This is a genomic window from Streptomyces sp. A5-4 (assembly GCF_051131715.1).
Taxonomy (GTDB): Bacteria; Actinomycetota; Actinomycetes; order Streptomycetales; family Streptomycetaceae; genus Streptomyces.
Genome location: NZ_CP178591.1, coordinates 4896252 through 4915056 on the forward strand (window position 1 = coordinate 4896252; position 18805 = coordinate 4915056).

The 18805-nt window shown below is 70.0% G+C and carries 19 protein-coding genes; 10 read left to right on the top strand and 9 right to left on the bottom strand.

Translation table 11 applies throughout. The features are described 5' to 3' along the window. Positions 1–3: 3 nt before the first annotated feature. Positions 4–609 carry a rhomboid family intramembrane serine protease gene (locus ACLLJJ_RS22815; protein ID WP_434594611.1) on the bottom strand — a complete coding sequence of 202 codons (606 nt, stop codon included), beginning with the start codon at positions 607–609 and terminating at the stop codon, positions 4–6. 120 nt (positions 610–729) lie between these two features. Here ACLLJJ_RS22815 and ACLLJJ_RS22820 point away from each other — a divergent pair, with 120 nt between their 5' ends. Further along, entirely contained in the window at positions 730–1416 is a 687-nt protein-coding gene (locus ACLLJJ_RS22820) for a UbiX family flavin prenyltransferase (protein ID WP_434594614.1), read from the top strand. Here ACLLJJ_RS22820 and ACLLJJ_RS22825 read toward each other — a convergent pair. Next, complete coding sequence (locus tag ACLLJJ_RS22825; protein ID WP_434594617.1) at positions 1413–1550, bottom strand: hypothetical protein; 138 nt, start codon at positions 1548–1550, stop codon at positions 1413–1415. The genes ACLLJJ_RS22820 and ACLLJJ_RS22825 overlap by 4 nt on opposite strands. Positions 1551–1674: 124 nt before the next feature. Here ACLLJJ_RS22825 and ACLLJJ_RS22830 point away from each other — a divergent pair, with 124 nt between their 5' ends. The 6 genes from ACLLJJ_RS22830 (at position 1675) to ACLLJJ_RS22855 (ending at position 6996) form a co-directional block, all read left to right on the top strand. Then, positions 1675–2130, top strand: coding sequence for an Lrp/AsnC family transcriptional regulator (locus ACLLJJ_RS22830; protein ID WP_434594620.1), 456 nt, complete (start codon positions 1675–1677; stop codon positions 2128–2130). A 57-nt stretch (positions 2131–2187) separates the two neighbouring features. Then, positions 2188–3366 (top strand): aminofutalosine synthase MqnE, encoded by a 1179-nt coding sequence (gene mqnE, locus ACLLJJ_RS22835; RefSeq protein ID WP_434594623.1) that lies wholly within the window; start codon positions 2188–2190, stop codon positions 3364–3366. Positions 3367–3472: 106 nt separating this feature from the next. Continuing rightward, positions 3473–3997: a GNAT family N-acetyltransferase gene (locus tag ACLLJJ_RS22840; RefSeq protein ID WP_434594626.1), complete on the top strand. Its 525-nt coding sequence runs from the start codon at positions 3473–3475 to the stop codon at positions 3995–3997. Between the two features lie 66 nt (positions 3998–4063). Continuing rightward, the gene (locus tag ACLLJJ_RS22845) at positions 4064–4354 is read left to right on the top strand and encodes a DUF4229 domain-containing protein (protein ID WP_434594629.1); all 291 of its coding nucleotides are present in this window, start codon (positions 4064–4066) and stop codon (positions 4352–4354) included. Positions 4355–4754: 400 nt separating this feature from the next. Then, positions 4755–6170 carry a dicarboxylate/amino acid:cation symporter gene (locus ACLLJJ_RS22850; RefSeq protein ID WP_434594632.1) on the top strand — a complete coding sequence of 472 codons (1416 nt, stop codon included), beginning with the start codon at positions 4755–4757 and terminating at the stop codon, positions 6168–6170. A gap of 166 nt (positions 6171–6336) precedes the next feature. Continuing rightward, positions 6337–6996 (top strand): TetR/AcrR family transcriptional regulator, encoded by a 660-nt coding sequence (locus tag ACLLJJ_RS22855; RefSeq protein WP_434594635.1) that lies wholly within the window; start codon positions 6337–6339, stop codon positions 6994–6996. Here ACLLJJ_RS22855 and ACLLJJ_RS22860 read toward each other — a convergent pair. Beyond that, positions 6944–7798: a MaoC family dehydratase gene (locus ACLLJJ_RS22860; RefSeq protein WP_434594638.1), complete on the bottom strand. Its 855-nt coding sequence runs from the start codon at positions 7796–7798 to the stop codon at positions 6944–6946. The two genes, ACLLJJ_RS22855 and ACLLJJ_RS22860, sit on opposite strands and share 53 nt — an antisense overlap. A 249-nt stretch (positions 7799–8047) precedes the next feature. On the opposite strand from ACLLJJ_RS22860, the gene ACLLJJ_RS22865 reads away from it, so the two are divergent. After that, on the top strand, positions 8048–9898 hold the full coding sequence (locus tag ACLLJJ_RS22865) for an AMP-dependent synthetase/ligase (RefSeq protein ID WP_434600494.1): 1851 nt from the start codon (positions 8048–8050) through the stop codon (positions 9896–9898). 73 nt (positions 9899–9971) lie between these two features. Here ACLLJJ_RS22865 and ACLLJJ_RS22870 read toward each other — a convergent pair whose 3' ends face one another. The 4 genes from ACLLJJ_RS22870 to ACLLJJ_RS22885 all read right to left on the bottom strand — a co-directional run bounded on the left by ACLLJJ_RS22870 (position 9972) and on the right by ACLLJJ_RS22885 (position 14114). Next, positions 9972–10175, bottom strand: a complete 204-nt coding sequence (locus tag ACLLJJ_RS22870) for a ferredoxin (protein WP_434600495.1) — start codon at positions 10173–10175, stop codon at positions 9972–9974. Positions 10176–10189: 14 nt separating this feature from the next. Then, on the bottom strand, positions 10190–11377 hold the full coding sequence (locus ACLLJJ_RS22875) for a cytochrome P450 (RefSeq protein ID WP_434594641.1): 1188 nt from the start codon (positions 11375–11377) through the stop codon (positions 10190–10192). A gap of 213 nt (positions 11378–11590) precedes the next feature. Then, positions 11591–12766 (bottom strand): lipase family protein, encoded by a 1176-nt coding sequence (locus ACLLJJ_RS22880; RefSeq protein ID WP_434594644.1) that lies wholly within the window; start codon positions 12764–12766, stop codon positions 11591–11593. Between the two features lie 298 nt (positions 12767–13064). Beyond that, the gene (locus ACLLJJ_RS22885) at positions 13065–14114 is read right to left on the bottom strand and encodes an AraC family transcriptional regulator (protein WP_434594647.1); all 1050 of its coding nucleotides are present in this window, start codon (positions 14112–14114) and stop codon (positions 13065–13067) included. A gap of 101 nt (positions 14115–14215) precedes the next feature. Here ACLLJJ_RS22885 and ACLLJJ_RS22890 point away from each other — a divergent pair, with 101 nt between their 5' ends. Beyond that, positions 14216–15982: an AMP-dependent synthetase/ligase gene (locus tag ACLLJJ_RS22890; RefSeq protein ID WP_434594650.1), complete on the top strand. Its 1767-nt coding sequence runs from the start codon at positions 14216–14218 to the stop codon at positions 15980–15982. A 220-nt stretch (positions 15983–16202) separates the two neighbouring features. Here ACLLJJ_RS22890 and ACLLJJ_RS22895 read toward each other — a convergent pair whose 3' ends face one another. Beyond that, the gene (locus ACLLJJ_RS22895; RefSeq protein WP_347125522.1) at positions 16203–16409 is read right to left on the bottom strand and encodes a cold-shock protein; all 207 of its coding nucleotides are present in this window, start codon (positions 16407–16409) and stop codon (positions 16203–16205) included. Positions 16410–16717: 308 nt separating this feature from the next. On the opposite strand from ACLLJJ_RS22895, the gene ACLLJJ_RS22900 reads away from it, so the two are divergent. After that, complete coding sequence (locus ACLLJJ_RS22900) at positions 16718–17581, top strand: menaquinone biosynthetic enzyme MqnA/MqnD family protein (RefSeq protein ID WP_434594654.1); 864 nt, start codon at positions 16718–16720, stop codon at positions 17579–17581. 16 nt (positions 17582–17597) lie between these two features. Here ACLLJJ_RS22900 and ACLLJJ_RS22905 read toward each other — a convergent pair whose 3' ends face one another. Then, positions 17598–18644: an alpha/beta hydrolase gene (locus ACLLJJ_RS22905; protein WP_434594657.1), complete on the bottom strand. Its 1047-nt coding sequence runs from the start codon at positions 18642–18644 to the stop codon at positions 17598–17600. Between the last annotated feature and the right edge of the window lie 161 nt (positions 18645–18805).

Below are 18805 nucleotides of genomic sequence, written 5' to 3' on the forward strand. Positions count from 1 at the left end.
GCGTCACCGGTCGAGCGGCGGCAGGGACATGCGCGGTGCCCGCCGCCGGAACAGGAACGCGGCGAGCACCCCGCCCATCAGTCCCGACAGGTGGCCCTGCCAGCTGATGGCCGGGTTGGTGGGGAGCACGCCCCACAGCAGCGAGCCGTAGACCGCGGCTACCGCGACTCCGACGGCGATGTCGACCGGCTTGCGGTCGACGAAGCCGCGGACCAGCAGATAGCCGAAGAGGCCGAAGACGACGCCGGAGGCGCCCGCGGTGTTCGAGTGGTCGGGGGCCGTGAGCCAGACGCCCAGACCTCCGACGAGCATGATCGTGAAGGCGACGGCGACGAACCGGCGCACCCCGCTCAGGGCGGCGAGGAAGCCGAGGATCAGCAGCGGGACGCTGTTCGAAGCGACGTGGTCGAACCCGTGGTGCAGGAACGCCATCGGGAGTACGTCGCGCAGCTCGCCGGCCTCGCGCGGGCTCAGCCCGAAGGTGTCGAGGGCGCCGGTCGCCGCGTCGATCGCTTCGAGCGCCCACAGCAGCGCGACCCACCCGAGCATCAGCGCGGCAGCGGCCTTCGCCCGGTCGGACCGGGTCTGTAGAAGGGTGTTTCCCTGCATGGCGGCCCCCTGGCTTCGCGTGTGGTTCTGTCCTGTCGAACGTGCGGGACACCTGACTCGGTTCCGGTCCGGGGCACCTGACTCGGGCCGGGACCTGGGCGCCCGGATAGGCTCGGGCACGTGGAGCCAGGACTTGTACACACTCAGCAGCCGCCGCGACGGCCATGGATCGTCGGTGTTTCCGGTGCGTCGGGGACGCCCTACGCCGCCGCCGTGCTGCGCGGCCTGCTGGACGCGGGGGAGAGCGTGGACCTGGTGGTCAGCCGGGCCTCGCGGCTGACGCTGCTCGACGAGACGGGCATCGCGTTCCGCGACGCGCACTGGCAGGACGATCTGCGGGCCTGGCTGGCGCGGGGCGCGGACGGGAAGCCGGACACGTTCACGGCCGATGTGGGCGACGTACGGCACTGGGCGGCCGGGGATCTGGCCGCCGGGCCCTCGTCGGGTTCGTACCCCGTCAAGGGGATGCTGATCGTCCCGGCGTCCACGGCGAGCGTGGCCGGGGTCGCGCTGGGGCTCTCGAAGGACCTGCTGCAACGGGTGGCGAGCGTGACGCTCAAGGAGCGCCGCAAGCTGGTGGTCGCCGTGCGCGAGACGCCGCTCAACGGGCAGACGCTCAGGCACCTGGTGACGCTGGACGAGGCGGGCGCCGTGGTGCTGCCCGCCTCTCCGGCGTTCTACGCGGGTGCGACGCACATCCAGGATCTGGTGGACTTCGTCGCGGGGCGGGTGCTGGACGCGGCAGGGGTGCCGCACAGCCTGTACCGCCGTTGGGGGGGGAAGCTCGGTGGCTCCCGTGAGTCCTAGCGCTTCTTCTTGTTGCCGCGCGCGGTGCGGGCCTTGTCGGCGCGGTGCGAGGTGGCGAGCTGGTGGTCACGCGAGCGGTCGGCCAGCTCCTGCAGTGAGCGCATGTGGGCATAGGCCATCTCGAGCGTGTACACGGTGGGTTCACTCCTGAAGTTTTGACTGTGATCGTCTGACAGATTCACAGGGTGTCGACCCTGTGTGCCTTAGATTCTATACGTAAACTCGCGTGATCGCTGAATAATGGAAGGCTTCAGGCATATGGACGCCGTGGATAGGCAGCTCATCCAGGCCCTCAGGGAGAACGGCAGGGCCTCGTACGCCGAGCTCGGCCGGCTCGTCGGGCTCTCCGGGCCGAGCGTCACCGACCGCATCAACCGGCTGGAGACGGCGGGGGTCATCACCGGCTACCGCGCGACGGTCGACTCCAAGTCGCTGGGCCTCGGGGTCACGGCCCTGATCGGCATCTCGCTCTCGGACGCGGCCGACCACGAGGACGTGGCGCACCGGCTGAAGGATCTCGCCGAGATCGAGGACGCCTGGTTCATCGCGGGCGACGACTCGTACATGCTCAAGGTCAGGGTGGGTGACGTGGACGACCTGGAGAGGACGATCCGCAGGCTCTCCGGCACCCGCGGGGTCTCCCGCACGCGCACGACCATCGTGCTCTCCACCAAGTGGGAGAACCGGGTCGGGGAACTGCCCGAGGAGAGCTAGGCGTACCTTGATGGGGGTTTGATCGAGGGTTTACGGAGACTAGTGGGAGGCGGCCTGATGACTGCGTCTGTTCAAGATGTGGGGCTCAAGCGTGAGCTGGAGCAGAAGGTCCGGGCCGGGGAGCGGCTCACCCGTGAGGACGGCATCGCCCTCTACGCGACGGACGACCTGGCCTGGCTGGGCGGTCTGGCCCATGAGGTGCGTACGCGCAAGAACGGCGACGTCGTCCACTTCAACATCAACCGCCACCTCAACATGACGAACGTGTGCACCGCGTCGTGCGCGTACTGCTCGTTCCAGCGCAAGCCGGGCGAGAAGGACGCGTACACGATGCGCATCGAGGAGGCCGTCCGCCTCGCGAAGGCGATGGAGAACGAGAACCTCACCGAGCTGCACATCGTCAACGGCCTGCACCCCACGCTTCCCTGGCGCTACTACCCGCGCTCGCTCAGCGCCCTGAAGGAAGCCCTCCCACAGGTCGCCCTGAAGGCGTTCACGGCCACCGAGATCCACCACTTCGAGACGATCTCGGGCCTGTCCGCCTCCGAGATCCTCGACGAGCTGATCGAGGCCGGTCTGGAGTCGCTGACCGGTGGCGGTGCGGAGATCTTCGACTGGGAGGTCCGCCAGCACATCGTCGACCACAACACCCACTGGGAAGACTGGTCGCGCATCCACCGCCTCGCGCACGAGAAGGGTCTCAAGACCCCGGTGACGATGCTGTACGGGCACATCGAGGAGCCGCGCCACCGCGTGGACCACGTGCTGCGGCTGCGTGAGCTCCAGGACGAGACCAATGGTTTCCAGGTCTTCATCCCGCTTCGCTATCAGCACGACTTCGAGGACATGAAGGACGGCAAGGTCCGCAACAAGCTCCAGGCGCGGACGACGATGGCGAGCGGCGCCGACGCGCTCAAGACCTTCGCGGTCTCGCGTCTGCTCTTCGACAACATCCCGCACGTCAAGGTCTTCTGGCCGATGCACGGCGTCCAGACCTCGCAGCTCGCGCTGCAGCACGGCGCCGACGACATGGACGGCTCGGTCGTCGAGTACAAGATCACGCACGACGCGGACAACTACGGCACGCCGAACAAGCTGGGCCGCGAGGACCTGCTTGAGCTGATCCGCGACGCAGGGTTCCGCCCGGTCGAGCGCAACACCAAGTACGAGATCATCCACGAGTACCCGGGCCCGGACGCGGCGCGCCGCGAGTCGCCGCAGGCGATGCGCGTCTGACGCCGTCCGGCTGCCGCACAGGCCCCGGCGCGAGGGATCGCGCCGGGGCCTCTCGCGTGCTGGACACGGGTTGAGGTCCGCCCGGGGTAATGATTACTCTTCAGCTATGCCCCTTACTTTTGAGCTGGATCCGCCGGTCGACGCCGCCCTTCGCGACGGTCTCCTCGCGCTCTGGGCCGATGTCAGCAACGCGGGCGGCGCCGTGGGGTTCGTACCGCCGGTGAGTGTCGAGCAGGTCCGCCCCGAGCTGGTCAGGCACTTCGTCGCGATGGCCGAGGGGCGCACCCGGCTGCTGGTCGGTTACGACGAGCGGGGCGCCGTCGCCGCCGCGGCCTTCCTCACGTACAACACGCACCGGCTGATGACCCACTGGCTCTGGCTCTACACGGTGATGGTGCACCCGGGCCATCAGGGCAGGGGCTACGGCCGCGATCTGATGGCGGCCGTGGCCGATGCGGCCAGGACCTTCGCCGGGATCGAAGCGATCCGGCTGACCTGCCGCGGTGGCACCGGCGTCGACCGTTTCTACGCGTCCTGCGGCTACAAGGAGGTCGGGCGGGTGCCCGGCGCGATCCGGGTGGCGCCCGGCGACGACCGCGACGACATCGTGATGCTTCAGCCCCTGACCTGAGCGATGAGCGGCTGTGCTTGACTGGTGGTGACCCTTTCGGTTGTCGTTGAGAAGAAGGTCCCCTCCGTGAGCACCAAGCACGCAACGGTTCGCTACACCGCGATGCGCCTCGGCGTATTCGTCGGCTGCTTCTTCGTGATCTGGGCCCTGGTGTACTTCCGGGTGCTCCCGGCCGGTCTCGGCGAATCCAACCTGCTGTGGGTCCTGATGCTCGCGATCGTCATCTCCGCGCCGCTCAGCTTCGTGCTGCTGCGCAAGCAGCGGGACGCGATGTCCGCGAAGATCGTCGAGCGCGTGGATCACTCGAAGGCACGCCTCGACTCCAACCGCAGCCAGGAAGACGGCCTTACGCAGTAGGGCTCAGTCCCGTAAGGGCTGCGTAAGGTTCGTCACATCCCACGACGCCCCAGTTCCGGAGCACCCGCTCCGGGGCTGGGGCGTTGTCGTTTTGCCCGGTCGCGGGGGTGGTTCGGGGGGTTCGCACCCAAAGCAGGTCTTTGATGTTCTCAAAGTACAAGTGTTAACGTGTTCGCTATGAAGACAGCAGCCGCGCCCCGCATTGTCATGAGCGTTCCGCTCGTGGCGCGCCTGCATGTCGATCTCTGCCGCTGCATGTCCGCGGCCTGTCGCCGCCACATCTGACCCAGAAGCGACATCACGCAGCGGCGACGCCCAGCTCCCTCGTGCAGCTCACGGCCGCCGCACCCCCGTCCCGAATCCCCGTACGGCACCCGTACGTAATCAACGGAGTGTGTCCGTGTCCGCGAACTCCGCGACCGCGCCCGAGCAGCCCGAGCAGCCCGAGCAGCTCACCGGCAAGCCGAAGCCCCGCTTCCGAATAACCGACAAGTTCCCCTTCTGGGCCCAGATCATCACCGGTCTGGTGCTCGGTGTCCTGTTCGGCTGGCTCGCCCGCAGCCAGGACATCACCTGGCTCAAGACCACGCTTGAGCAGGTCGGGGACATCTTCATCCAGCTGCTGAAGCTGGCCGTCGCGCCGCTGGTCTTCTTCGCCATCCTGGTGTCGATCACCAACCTGCGGAAGGTCAACAACGCCGCCAGGCTGGCCACCCGCACCCTGCTCTGGTTCATGATCACCTCGCTGATCGCGGTCGCCATCGGCATCACGATCGGCCTGCTCACCAACCCGGGCGCCGGCACCGGCCTCACGCCGAAGGACGGCAAGAAGCCTGAGGGCTCCGGCTCCTGGATCGACTTCCTGACCGGCATCGTGCCCACCGACGTCATCACCCCGTTCACCGAACTGAACGTGCTGCAGATCGTCTTCATGGCCGCTGTCGCCGGCATCGCCGCCCTCCAGCTCGGCACCAAGGCCGAGCCGATCCTCAAGCTCAGCGCCTCCATCCTGGAGCTGCTCCAGAAGGCCCTGTGGTGGGTCATCCGCCTCGCGCCGATCGGCACCATCGGCCTCATCGGCTTCGCCATCGCCGACTACGGCTGGGACCTGATCAGCAAGTACGCGACCTTCACCGCCGACGTCTACATCGGTTGCGCCCTGGTCCTGTTCGGCGTCTACCCGCTGCTCCTCGCCACGGTCGCCAAGGTTAGCCCGCTCCAGTTCTTCAAGGGCGCCTGGCCCGCCATTCAGCTCGCCTTCGTCTCCCGCTCCTCGGTCGGCACCATGCCGGTCACCCAGCAGGTCACCGAGCGCCTCGGCGTGCCCAAGGAGTACGCCTCCTTCGCCGTGCCGTTCGGCGCGACCACCAAGATGGACGGCTGCGCCGCGATCTACCCGGCGCTCGCCGCGATCTTCATCGCGCAGATCTTCGACGTGCAGCTCGGCATCCAGGACTACCTACTGATCGCGTTCGTCTCGGTCATCGGCTCCGCGGCCACCGCCGGCCTGACCGGCGCGACGGTCATGCTCACGCTGACCCTCTCCACCCTCGGGCTCCCGTTGGAGGGCGTGGGCCTGCTGATGGCCATCGACCCGATCCTCGACATGATGCGCACCGCGACCAACGTCGCGGGCCAGGCCCTGGTCCCGGTCATCGTCGCGGCCCGGGAGAAGATCCTCGACCACGACGCGTACAACTCGGCCTCGGCCTCCCCGATCGACGCGTTCGACGTGCACGAGGACGGGCAGGACGAGGACGAGCGTGACGACGCGCGCGACGCGGACCGGAAGGCGTCCGTCCCGGTCCCCGCGTAAGCGGCGGGAACGGCCGCCGCGTTCGCGGTGTGACCCGTACGGCGGTGCCCCCGGCCTGGTGGCCGGGGGCACCGCCGTCTCCGTGCGTCCGGCGAACTCCCGCACGCCCGTACGCTTGTGGGGCGCGAGTCGTGGTGTGTGGCGCGGGGGCGGAAGGATCTGGGACGTGGGTGTTGTCAGGGGCAAGCGGATGCCGCGTGCCGTACGGGAGCGGCAGATGATGGACGCCGCCGTGCGGACCTTCGGGCAGCGGGGGTACCGGGCCACGTCGATGGACGAGATCGCGGAGCTCGCCGGGGTGTCCAAGCCGCTGGTCTATCTGTATCTGAACTCCAAGGAAGAGCTGTTCGCGGCGTGCGTCCGGCGGGAGGCCGCGGCGCTCGTCGAAGCGGTCCGGGCCGGGGTCGAGCCCGGGGACTCGGCGGACCGCCAGCTGTGGCACGGGCTGCGGGCGTTCTTCACGCACACCGCCGAGAGCCCGGACGGGTGGGCGGTGCTGCACAACCAGGCACGTACCCACGGGGAGCCGTTCGCCGCCGAGGTCGCCACGATGCGCGAGGAGATCATCGCGTTCGTCACCTATCTGATCGGCGCCGCGGCCCGCGAGGGCGACTGCGACCCCGAGCTGGCCGACCGGGAGATCGCCGGAATCGCCCATGCGCTGGTGGGCGCCGCCGAATCGCTCGCCGGCTGGGCGAACGTCGCCACCGGTGTCCCGGCGAAGGAGACGGCGGCGACGCTGATGAACTTCGCCTGGGCCGGCCTGGAGAACCTCATGAACGGGGAGCGCTGGTCGCCGTCGTCCGGCCGCCGAGCCGCCCGCTGAGATGGACGCGGCCGTCCTGGCCGCGCAGCTGGAAGGCGCTGCCCGACGCGGCGTAGGTGACCGTGCAGGGGAGCAGCACGGGCGCCTTGAACTCGGCCTGTACGTCGGTGACTTCGGCCGGGTTGGCCTGTGCGACACAGCGGGCGAGGGTCCACATGCCGTGCGCGATCGCACGAGAGAAGCCGAAGAGCCGCGCTGTCGCCGCGCAGAGGTGGACGGGGTTGCGGTCCCCGGACGCGGCGCCGTAGCGCCGGCCGAGGTCGCCGGGCAGGTCCCAGGTGGTGACGGTGGGCAGCGGGGCGGGGCCCGCGCGGCCGGAGGGCGCGGCTTCGGTCGCGCGGCGGGCCCCGGTGGTGTGGCGGGCCAGATAGGTGCTGCGCGACTCCCACACCAGGGTGCCCGCGAGCCGGGCCTGGCTCACCATGCCCACCTCGGTCCCGCGCCGGTGCGGGACCAGCTTGTCGGCGTACACGGTGAGTTCGGGCCGGTCGTCCGGGTGCAGGGCGCGGTACCGCGTGATCGCGATGCCGGTGTGGATCAGCCCGAGCAGGGGGAGCGGGAAGTCCCGGCGCGTCATCACCCGTAACGCCATCGGAAAGGCGATGACGTGCGGGTAGGTGAGCGGCAGTGGATCGGTGCCGGTGAAGCCGCAGAGCCGCGCGTACGCCGCCAGGTGGCCGTGGTCGATGCGGAGGCCGGGGTGGGTGAGGCGGGTCGCGGGGAGCGCCGCGGTGGGGGAGATTCGCCGCTTCAGGGGAGAGGTGAGTGCCCCGAGCGCGAGGAGTGGTGCGAGCGAGGTCATTGTCCGGACTCCCTGACGGTCTTAGATTTACTCCAGAGTAAGGTTACTCAAGGGTCAGTACCGGGTCGAGACGGCGTCGAACACCCCTGAGTGGACGGTCAGTTGCGCATTATCACGCCCTTCGCCGACGAGGAGCCGCTCGTGTCAGAGCCCGCCGTACCCGTCCCCGCACCCGTGCCGGTGTCCGCCGCCCTCTCGCTGTCCCCGTCCGCACCCGTCTCCGACGCCCTGCGGCAGCGCGGTCCCGAGATGATCCGGATGGGCGGGGTCGTGCGCGAGGCCTCCGTGCCGGCGCTCGCCCGGCCCGTCCGGCGCGGCTCGCTCGCCGACATCCCGTTCGACAACGCCCGCGAGGCCCCCGCCGACGTCGTACTCGGCCGGAAGCAGCCCGACGGCAGCTGGCGCGACATGTCCGCCGCCGAGTTCGCCGCCGATGTCCTCGCGGTGGCGAAGGGGCTGGTCGCCGAGGGGCTGCGGCCCGGCGACCGGATCGCGATCATGTCCCGTACGACGTACGAATGGACTCTGCTCGACTTCGCCTCCTGGGCGGTGGGCCTGGTCACCGTGCCCATCTATCCGACGTCGTCGGCGTTCCAGACGCGCTGGATACTCCAGGACTCCGGTGCGGTCGCCTGCGCCATCGAGAGCGCGGAGCAGGCCAGGGTCGTCAGCCCCGAGCGGCAGAACCTGCCGGACCTCGCCCATCTGTGGGAGTTCGACACGGGCGCCGTCGACCGGCTGCGGGCGGTGGGCCGCAAGGTACCCGACGAGGTGGTCGTCGCCCGCCGTTCGGGCCTCGCCCCGGAGTCCGTCGCCACCCTCATCTACACCTCGGGCACCACGGGCCGCCCCAAGGGCTGCGTCCTGACCCACGCCAACTTCTTCGCCGAGGTCGACAACGCCATCGAGCTGCTCCACCCGGTCTTCAAGTCCGTCAGCAAGGACCCCGCGTCGACGCTGCTCTTCCTGCCGCTGGCGCATGTATTCGGGCGGATGGTCGCCGTCGGGTGCATGCGGGCGCGAGTGCGGCTCGGGCACGCGCCCAGCATCGCCACCGAGGAGCTGCTGGCCGACCTCGCCGGGTTCCGTCCGACGTTCCTGCTGGCCATCCCGTACGTCCTGGAGAAGGTGTACAACACCGGGCGCGCCACGGCGGAGAGGATGGGCCGCGTCGCGTCCTTCGACCGGGCGGCGCGCATCGCGCGGCGCTACGGGCAGGCACTGGAAGCGCAGGAACACGGCATGGGCCCCGGCCCAGGCCTCGGCCTGCGCGCCGCCCGTAAGCTCTACGACCCGCTGGTCTACCGGCGGATCAGGGCGGCGCTGGGCGGCAGGGTCACGTACGCGATCTGCGGCGGCTCCCCGCTCGGGCGGACCCTCGCGTCCTTCTACGCGGGCGCCGGCATCGAGATCTTCGAGGGGTACGGCCTGACGGAGACCACGGCTGCCGCGACCGTGACACCCCCGCTCAAACCCCGGCTGGGGACGGTCGGCTGGCCGCTGCCGGGCACGGGGGTGCGTATCGCCGACGACGGAGAGGTGCTGCTGCGCGGCGGGCAGGTGTTCAGCGGCTACTGGGACCACGAGCGGCAGGTGGCTGTGGACATGACCGAGCGGGGGTGGTTCGCGACGGGTGACCTCGGGGCCCTCGACGACGACGGCTACCTCACGATCACCGGCCGCAAGAAGGACATCATCATCACCTCGGTCGGCAAGAACGTCGCCCCCGCGCCACTGGAGGACTGGCTGCGGGCGCACCCGTTGGTCGGTCAGTGCATGGTGGTCGGCGACAACCGCCCTTACATCACTGCCCTGTTGACGCTGGAGCCCGATGGTCTCGCGCACTGGCTGCGGATGACGGGGAAGCAGGACGTGCCGATGAGCGCACTCGTCGAGGACGAGGAGCTGCGCGGCACGATCCAGAAGGCCGTCGACGAGGCGAACCGGCTGGTGTCGCGGGCCGAGTCGATCCGCCGGTTCGCGATCCTGCCGGTCGACTTCACCGAGGCGGGCGGACATCTCACGCCGTCGCTGAAGCTCAAACGGCCGGTGGTCGCACGGGACTTCGCCAAGGAGATGGAGAAGCTGTACGAGCGCTGAGGGGGGTGAGGGGAGGGGCCCACGCCCGCGGCTGCGGGCGAGACCCCGCCGGCCGCGTCCCCAACCTCACGGGTCAGTACACCTGGGGCTCCTCGATCTCGATGGCCCGCACCGGGCAGGCGCGCGCGGCCTCCCGGACCATCGGGTCACCTCCTCCGTCGGCGAGGCCGGGCAGCAGCTCGCTGAAACCGTCGTCGTCCTGGGTGAAGACGCCGGGCGCGGTCAGCGCGCACTGCCCCGCGCCGATACACACGTCCTGGTCGATCCTGATCCGCATGTCCGTCCGCTCGCTCACCAGGTGACGGGCAGCTCGAAGAGCCCCTGGATGGTGTCCCCGGGTTTGAACGGCACCTCGTCGGCGGGCACCGCCAGCCGCAGTCCGGGCAGTCGTGCGAAGAGGGAGCCGAGTGCGATCTCCATCTCGGCCCGCGCCAGATTCTGTCCGAGGCACTGATGGATACCGAAGCCGAACGCGACATGGTGGCGGGCCGTGCGCTGCCAGTCCAGGTCGTCCGGCTCCGCGAAGGCCTGGTCGTCCCGGTTGATCAGCGACGTGGACAGGGCGACGCCGTCGCCGGTACGGATCACCTCGCCGCCCGTCTCGATGTCCTCGGTGGCCACCCGCAGCATGCCGTCGGCGATGGACAGGAACCGCAGCAGTTCCTCGACGGCGACCGGCATCAGCGTGGGATCGGCGCGCAGTTGGGCGAGGCGCTCCGGGTGTTCGAGGAGGGTGTAGGTGCCGAGGGAGATCATGTTCGCGGTGGTCTCGTGGCCCGCGAGGAGCAGCAGCGTGGCCAGGCTGACGAGCTCTTCTCGGTCCAGCGACCCCGAGTTGAGCTGCTGGGCGATCAGCTCGTCGATCAGCCCGTCCCCGGGGTTGTCCTGTTTCCGCTCAACCAGCGCCCCGAGATAGTCGTTCAGCTGGTCCCTGGCGTCCTCCACGTCCGCGGTCGAGGGCCCGCGCAGCAGCCGTCGCGACTGCGCCTCGAAGAACTCGTGGTCCTCGTACGGGACTCCGAGCAGTGCGCAGATGACCATGGAAGGGACGGGTAGGGCGAAGACGGCGACCAGGTCGGCCGGAGGCCCCTGCGCGATCATCGCGTCGAGCTGCCGGTCCACGGTCTCCTGGATGCGCGGGCGCATCGACGCCGTCCGCTTCAGGGTGAAGCTCGGTATCAACATCCGCCGCTGCACCTGGTGTTCCGGGTCGTCGACCCCGAGCAGGGCTATCCGGCGCGCGCTGATGCGGGCGACGCGCTCGGTGGGCTTCGGGAAGTCCGGGTTCTCCCGGTCGGCGGACAGCCGCGGATCGACGAGCAGGGCGCGGGCCTCGGCATGCCCGGTCACCACCCAGATCCGCCGCCCGTCGTAGAGGGTGACGCGGGCGAGGGGGCGCTCCTCGGCGAGGGGCTTGTACTCGGTCGGCGGGTGGTAGGGACAGGTGCGGTCCTGGGGGAAGGAAACGGTCTCGGTCATGACTGCCTCACTGGGGGAGAGGGCGTCGTACTGATCACGCGCTGATCCGGTGCTGATCACCACTACCCACTACATGCCCGAGGCATCTAATTCATATACGCGATGTTCGGCCAACCCGAACAGGGTTTCCGCCCCCGCCGCCCCCGCCCGGCCGCGCCCCGTTCCCTTCCGGAACGGGGCGCGGCCGTACGTCTTCGTCCGCCGGCGCAGGGATCAGCAGTTGCCGTTCGTGGGCCTGCCCGCGAAGCGGTCGCCCAGCCAGTCCATCGCCGGGAACGCACCGACCGTCACCCCGCCGATGTGTCCGAGCACGGGGTGGGAGCGCCACTGGACCTTGGCGCCCTGCGCGCACCAGTCGGCGCGCAGCTGCTTGCCGACGTCGTACGGGATCAGCTCGTCGAGGCCCCCGTGGTAGAGGTACACCGGGTGGTCGGGGGCGTGCGAGCCGAGCTTCGACTCGTTCAGGCGCTGCTGCCAGTCGGGCTCGGCCAGCGGGTTCTTGACCGTCACGTCGGAGATGCGCTGGAAGAGGCCGGCGACGGTGTCGACCGCGACGCAGTTCTTCTTCATGAAGTCGACGTACTCGCGGCCCTTGTCGTTGAGATACGAATCGAGCTTCAGCTCGGGGAACGCGGCGTCCTGGCCGGTCGCGGCCATCAGGATCAGACCGGCGCCGATGTTGCCGTCGTTGAAGTCGGCGACCTTGAGCAGGTCGGCCGGTACGCCGCCGGTCGCGGTGCCCTCGACCTTGAGCTCGGGTGCGTACGAGTCGTGCAGTTCGGCGGCCCAGCTGGAGGCCTGGCCGCCCTGCGAGTAGCCCATGATGCCGACGGGGGAGTCCTTGGAGAGGCCCGCCTCCGGGTGGCGGAGCGCGGCGCGGGCCGCGTCCAGGACGGCCTGGCCCTCGGCCCTGCCGACCGTGTAGGTGTGGTCGCCGGGGGTGCCGAGGCCCTCGTAGTCGGTGACGGCGACGGCCCAGCCGCGCAGCACGGCCTGGTTGATGAGGTTGGCCTCGACGGTGGTGCCCTTGGGGAAGCCCGCGCTGGGCGCGCACTGGTCGGCGAGGCCGACCGTGCCGACCGCGTACGTCACCAGCGGGCGCGGCCCCTCCCGGCCGTCCTTGGGCACGATGACCGTGCCGGACACGACATTGGGCGCGCCCTTGGCGGTGCTGGAGCGGTAGGTGATGTGCCAGGAGTCGGTGTTCGTCGGCTGGCCCGGCAGCGGGTGGAACGAGGTCCGGGCGGAGCTGACGATGTCGCCGGGGGCGGCGGCCGAAGCGGCGCTGTCGGCGGGGGTGTCCTGGGCGACGGCCGTGGGTACGGCGGAGGTGAAGGCGAGTGCGGCCAAGGTGGCCACCACTCTGTTCCTGATGGGCGTGCGGCTCATGCGGCTCTCCCAACGTTCCTGTGGGGGCTGGGCTCGTTGCCGAGACCGTAGTGACTGACCAGTAGGTACGGAGCTGACCGGGAAGCTCAGCTTTGCTGACCCTGAATTCCAAATTCCAGCAGAGAGATCCAATGCCGGGCCGCGTGACACGTGCGGCGAGGACGCGGATGTGCCCGGCCTGGCCCGCCCCGGCTGCCCGCCGCCGCTGGTCGGGGGCCTGCGGGCGCGAGCGGAGCGGGCCCCGGACGGCCGCGCCCCGGAGACCGGCCCCGGTACCGGCAGGTTGACGGCGTGGCGATCAGCCCGACCGGGGAGCTTCGGCGACGCGCCCGTGCGCCGACGCCGAGCCGATCACCCGGTACGCCCCCGGCGTCGTCCCCGTCCAGCGGCGGAAGGCCCGGTGGAACGAGGTGTCCTCCGAGAAGCCGAGCCGCGCGGCCAGCTCCGCGATCGGCTCCCGACCCTCCGCGAGGCCCGCTATGGCCGCGTCCCGCCGCACGGCGTCCTTCAGTTGCTGGAACGACGTGCTCTCCAGCTGGAGCCTGCGCCGCAGCGTCGCCGGGCTGACCGCCAGGCGCGCCGCCGTCGCGCCGAGGGACGGGAGACGGGGCGATGCCCGCAGCGACTGGGCCAGGTCGCGGCGTACCTGCTCGGCCACCGTCGTGCCGTACTCGCGGCGGCTGAGCAGCTCGAAGGGGGCGCCGCCCAGCATCACGTCGACCGCGGGCTCGTCACGGATCAGCGGGGCCGTGAGCCAGTGCGCGTCGAAGCCCGCCGCCGTCCGGTCCGTGCCGAAGCGGACGGCGCAGCCGAAGAGCGTGTCGTACTCGTCCTTGTGCGGCGGCGGCGGATAGTCGAAGTCCGCCCAGCGCAGGGGGATGCGACGGCCGACCAGCCAGCTGCACAACCGGTGCCAGATGATCACCAGGCACTCGGTGAGGAAGCGGTCCTCGTCCCGGCCGAGATCGCTGCGGACACTGAACACGGCCTCCCCGCCCGCGCGTTCCAGCGTGAGATCGGGCCCGCCCGGGAACAGCCCGTAGAACGCGGTCCCCCGCTCGATCGCCGTACCCAGGTCACGGCACCCCAGCAGGGCGTAACACATCATCGCGAACGTGCCGGGCCGGCTCGGGGCGGGACCGAGGCCCAGGAACTCGTCCTCCGTGGCGCGGTACAGCGCCCGGAACAGGCGGGCGAACTGGGCGGCGGTGACACGCGCCCGGTCGTCACCCAGCAGCAGGGGCGGGATGTGGCCCGCCTGGAGCAGCGGCACGGTGTCGATGCCGCGGCGCTCGGCGCCGCGCAGCAGGGCCCGCACGTGGTGCACCGTGATCGTCCGCTTGGCCATGGTCATGGACGGTAGCCGTCCAGGCACTGAGCGCCAAGGTCAGCGCCGGTGACGTTTCCGGTCATCGCCGCGGGACCACGAACGTACCTACCGTCGAGTCCATGACTCGACGACGGCCCGACACGCTCGCGGAGTTCACCGAGTGGGCGGGCGAGCGCTACGCGGACCATCCGGCCCTGCGCTTCAAGGGCCCCGCCGGGGCGGAGGGCGGCGGCTGGGACTCGGTCTCGTACGCCGAACTCCGTGAGGTCGTACGGGAGACCGGCCGCGTCCTGATCGGCGGTCTGGGGGTCGCCGCGGGCGACCGGGTCGCGATCCTCTCCGAGACCCGCCCCGCATGGACATACGCGCACTTCGCGGCGTTCGCGGCGGGCGCGGTCGTGGTTCCCGTCTATCCGACGGCGGGCGACGAGGAGCTCGCCTGGGTACTCGGCGACTCCGGCGCGTCGGTCGTGATCTGCGAGAACGCGGACCGGGCCGCCAGGGTGGAGGGGGTGCGCGGTGGGCTCCCGGCGCTGCGCCACGTGGTGCGGATGGACGCGCTGCGCCACCCGGGCCGGCCGGGCACCCTGGACGCGCCGCTCGCGTCAGCGCCGCTCGCCGAACTGCTCGACCGGTGCGCGGCGGTGCGCGCCGACGACACGGCGGAGATCGTCTACACCTCGGGGACGACGGGCCCGCCCAAGGGCTGTCTCCTCACCCACGGCAACATCGGCGCCGTACTCGACGCCAACCTCGACCTGATCGAGGGCGGTCCCGGCGACCGTACGTACCTCTACCTCCCGCTCGCCCATCTCCTCGCCCAGCTCATCGAGTTCACCACCGTCCTGCACGGCAGCGAGCTCTGCTACTTCGGCGGGCGCATCGAGGACGTGGTGGCCGAGCTGGCCGAGGTCCGGCCGACCCATCTGCCCTCCGTGCCGCGCCTGTTCGAGAAAATCCACTCGGTGGTGCTGTCGCTCGCGGAGTCCGAGGAGGGCGGGCGCGAACGCTTCACGGAGGCGGTACGCATCGGGGTGCTCGCCGCGGAGGGGCGGCTGCCCGAAGAGCTCAAGGGCGCGTACGAGGATGCCGATCAGCGCCTGTACAGCCTGGTCAGGGCGGCCTTCGGCGGTCGGCTGCGCTGGGCGCTCACCGGGGCCGCCCCGATCGCGCCGCAGACGCTGGACTTCCTGCGGGCGTGCGGCATCGCGGTCTTCGAGGGGTACGGGATGACCGAGTCGGGTGGCGCGATCTCGATCAACCACCCGGGCGCGGTCCGCTACGGCACCGTCGGCCGGCCGATCGCGGGCTGCGAGGTGCGGATCGGCGAGGACGGCGAGGTGCTGGCGCGCGGCCCGATGGTCTTCCCCGGCTACTACGGCAACGAGCGCGCCACCGGCGAGACCCTCGACGCGGACGGCTGGCTGCACACGGGGGACCTGGGGGCCCTGGACGAGGACGGCTACCTCACGATCACCGGCCGCAAGAAGGACCTCATCATCACGTCCTCCGGCAAGAACCTCACGCCCTCCCAGGTCGAACTGGCCGTGCAGCAGTCCCGGTTCGTCTCGCACACGGTGCTGGTGGGCGACCGCCGCCCGTACCCCGTCGCCCTGATCACGCTCGACGCGGACGAGGTGGCGGGCTGGGCCACCAGGACGGGCCACGACCCGGCCGACCGCGACGCGGTGCGGACCCTGGTCCAGGAGGCGGTGGACACGGCGAACGCCCAGGTGTCCCGGCCCGCCCGGATCCGCGCCTTCGCGGTGCTCGACGAGGACTTCACGGTGGACAGCGGGGTGCTCACGCCGACGTTGAAGGTGCGGCGCAAAGCGGTGGTGGAGCGGTACGCGGAGGTGATCGAGGCGCTGTACGCGACGGGGTGAGCACGCGCACACCGCCTTGGCCTGCGGGTACTCGGCGTCGGCTCTTCGTGCGCGGGGCCGGCACGGCCGCCTCGACCCGGCGGCGCCGCCGTCCGCGCGGGCGGGAGCCGCCGCGCGGGCGGGGCACAGGCAGGGGCCCTGCCGCTCTCCGCCTGGGCGGAAAGGAACAGGGCCCCTTGAGTACTGCTGCTTCGACCGCGATCCGGTCGGTCCGGGCAAACTAGTTGGCCGGGGTGACATTCTCCGCCTGCGGGCCCTTGGGGCCCTGCGTGACGTCGAAATTCACGAGCTGGTTTTCCTCGAGCGAGCGAAAGCCAGACGCGTTGATCGCGGAATAGTGGACGAAGACATCCGGGCCGCCGCCGTCCTGGGCGATGAAGCCGAAGCCCTTTTCAGCGTTGAACCACTTGACGGTTCCGGTAGCCATAAGCCCTCCCATGGGCCAAAGGGTTGCCCTGCTCCAGAACCTGCAAGAAGTCTGAAAACTACAAAAGCCTGCGGCGTCACATGCGCCGCAGGCTCTGTACTGCAAGGGAAACCAAACTGCAACTTGCGGCGAGCGTAGCACGCGCCATCAGGCAAGCGGTAGAGGGAAAGATCACCTCATACGGATGTTTGGTACGGGTGCTCGAAGCGCTCCTGGAGAGGCGTCCGGAGGGCGTCGGGAGCAATGCCCGGACGGGCAGGAAGGCCCCCGGCGTCACCATCCGAGACGTACGGGGCTAGCCTCACGATGTGGACAATTCAACTGCTGCCGACCACCGTCGCAGCCGGCCACGTGTCGGCCACATCCAGTTCCTCAACTGTGTGCCCTTGTACTGGGGGCTGGCCCGTACCGGAGCGCTTCTCGACTTCGAGCTGACGAAGGACACCCCGGAGCGGCTCAGCGAGCAGCTGGTCCGCGGCGACCTGGACATCGCTCCTGTCACCCTCGTGGAGTTCCTGCGCAGCGCGGACCAGCTCGTGGCCTTCCCCGACCTGGCGGTCGGCTGCGACGGCCCCGTCATGTCGTGCGTGATCGTTTCGAAGCTGCCGCTGGAGCAGCTGGACAGGGCGCGGGTCGCGCTCGGTTCGACGTCGCGTACGTCCGTACGGCTGGCCCAGCTGCTCCTTGCCGAGCAGTACGGCGTACAGCCCGACTACTACACGTGTCCGCCGGACCTCGGCGTGATGATGCAGGAGGCGGACGCGGCCGTACTGATCGGCGACGCGGCTCTGCGCGCCTCGCTGCACGACGCCCCCCGCCTCGGCCTGCAGGTCCATGACCTGGGGAAGATGTGGAAGGACTGGACGGGCCTGCCGTTCGTCTTCGCGGTGTGGGCGGCGCGCAAGGACTACCTGGAGCGCGAGCCGGTCATCGTGAAGAAGGTGCACGAGGCGTTCCTGGCCTCCCGTGACGTGTCCCTCGAAGAGGTCGCCAAGGTCGCCGAGCAGGCCGCCCGCTGGGAGGTCTTCGACGCGGAGCTGCTGGAGCGCTACTTCACGACGCTGGACTTCCGGTTCGGTCCCGACCAGCTCAAGGGCGTACGGGAGTTCGCGCGGCGCACCGGGCCGACGACCGGCTATCCGGCGGACGTCACGGTGGAGCTGCTCGGCTGACCCCGGGCAAGTGGCATCAGGGGGCCGGAACGGGCCCCCGTATGTGCTCACTGATCCACTGGATGGTCCCGTCCCCCATGCCCTTCACGTACGTCTTGGCGTTGTGCTCGCCGCCCTGGATGACTTGGAGGCGGGTCTTCACCGGCCCCTTGCCGTAGGTCCTGACGAACGTGCGCAGGCTGCCGAGCCCCGACTCCTCGGTGCCGACCTGGAACGCCAGGTAGACGTCCTTGCGGCCCGACCCGGCCGGTCGCGCGGCGAGCGCCTTCGCCAGCCGCTCCGGGTTGTTGGCCTGCTTCTCCTTCTCGTGGCCGGCCCACAGCGGTGAGTCGGGCACGGTGTCGGGGCCCGAGGCGATCACGGCCTTGAACCGGTCGGGCCGCTTGAGTACCGACTTGAGGCCGACGAAGCCGCCGGACGACGAACCCATGAAGGCCCAGCCGTCACGGGACTTGAATGTACGGAAATTCGCTTGGACGAATTCGGGAACGTCGTCCGTCATCCAGGTGCCCATTTTCGGCTGCCCCGCCGGAATGTCACTGCCGTCGTAGTAGTTCTCGGCGTCCGGATTGAGGACGGGCATCACCACGATGAACGGGAGGCTCTTGCCCGCCTTCGACCACTTGCTGATGCTGCTCTGCAGCTTGAGGTCGGTGCCCATCCAGTAGTTATTGGGATAGCCGTTGCCGCCGGGCAGGGCGATGAGGACGGGAAAGCCGCTCCTCGCGTACTTCGGGTCGAAGTACTGCTTGGGGGCCCACACCCATACCTTGCCGGTGAATCCCGACTTCTTTCCGTGCAGCGTGGTGACGCCGATCTTGGTGCCGTCGTCGAGGGAGTTCTCGGTGGTGAACCGCGCGCGCGGGCCGGTCGGCAGCAGCGTCTCCGTATCGACGCGGGCGGGAGCCGGCCGGTCCGTCGCACCCTTCCCGGGCCCGCCCGCCGGGGCCGATGCGCCGGGGTTGTCGAAGGTGACCGGGTCGCCCTGGTCGGAGCAGCCGGAGGCGAGCGCGGCGGAGGCGAGAGTGACGGCGGCCATGAGGACGGCGGACAGACGTTTCACAGGGGGACGCTCCGAAGGATGTTCCGGTTGCCCGGCATTCCTGCCATTCCGGGCAACGTGCTGAATTACGCCCAGGGAGATGGGCGCCGGACCGTTTTGGTTGGCTGCGCGCCGCACCTGACCGTGGTGATCCGGAACACGCCGCGCCTAGGCTGCTCGGT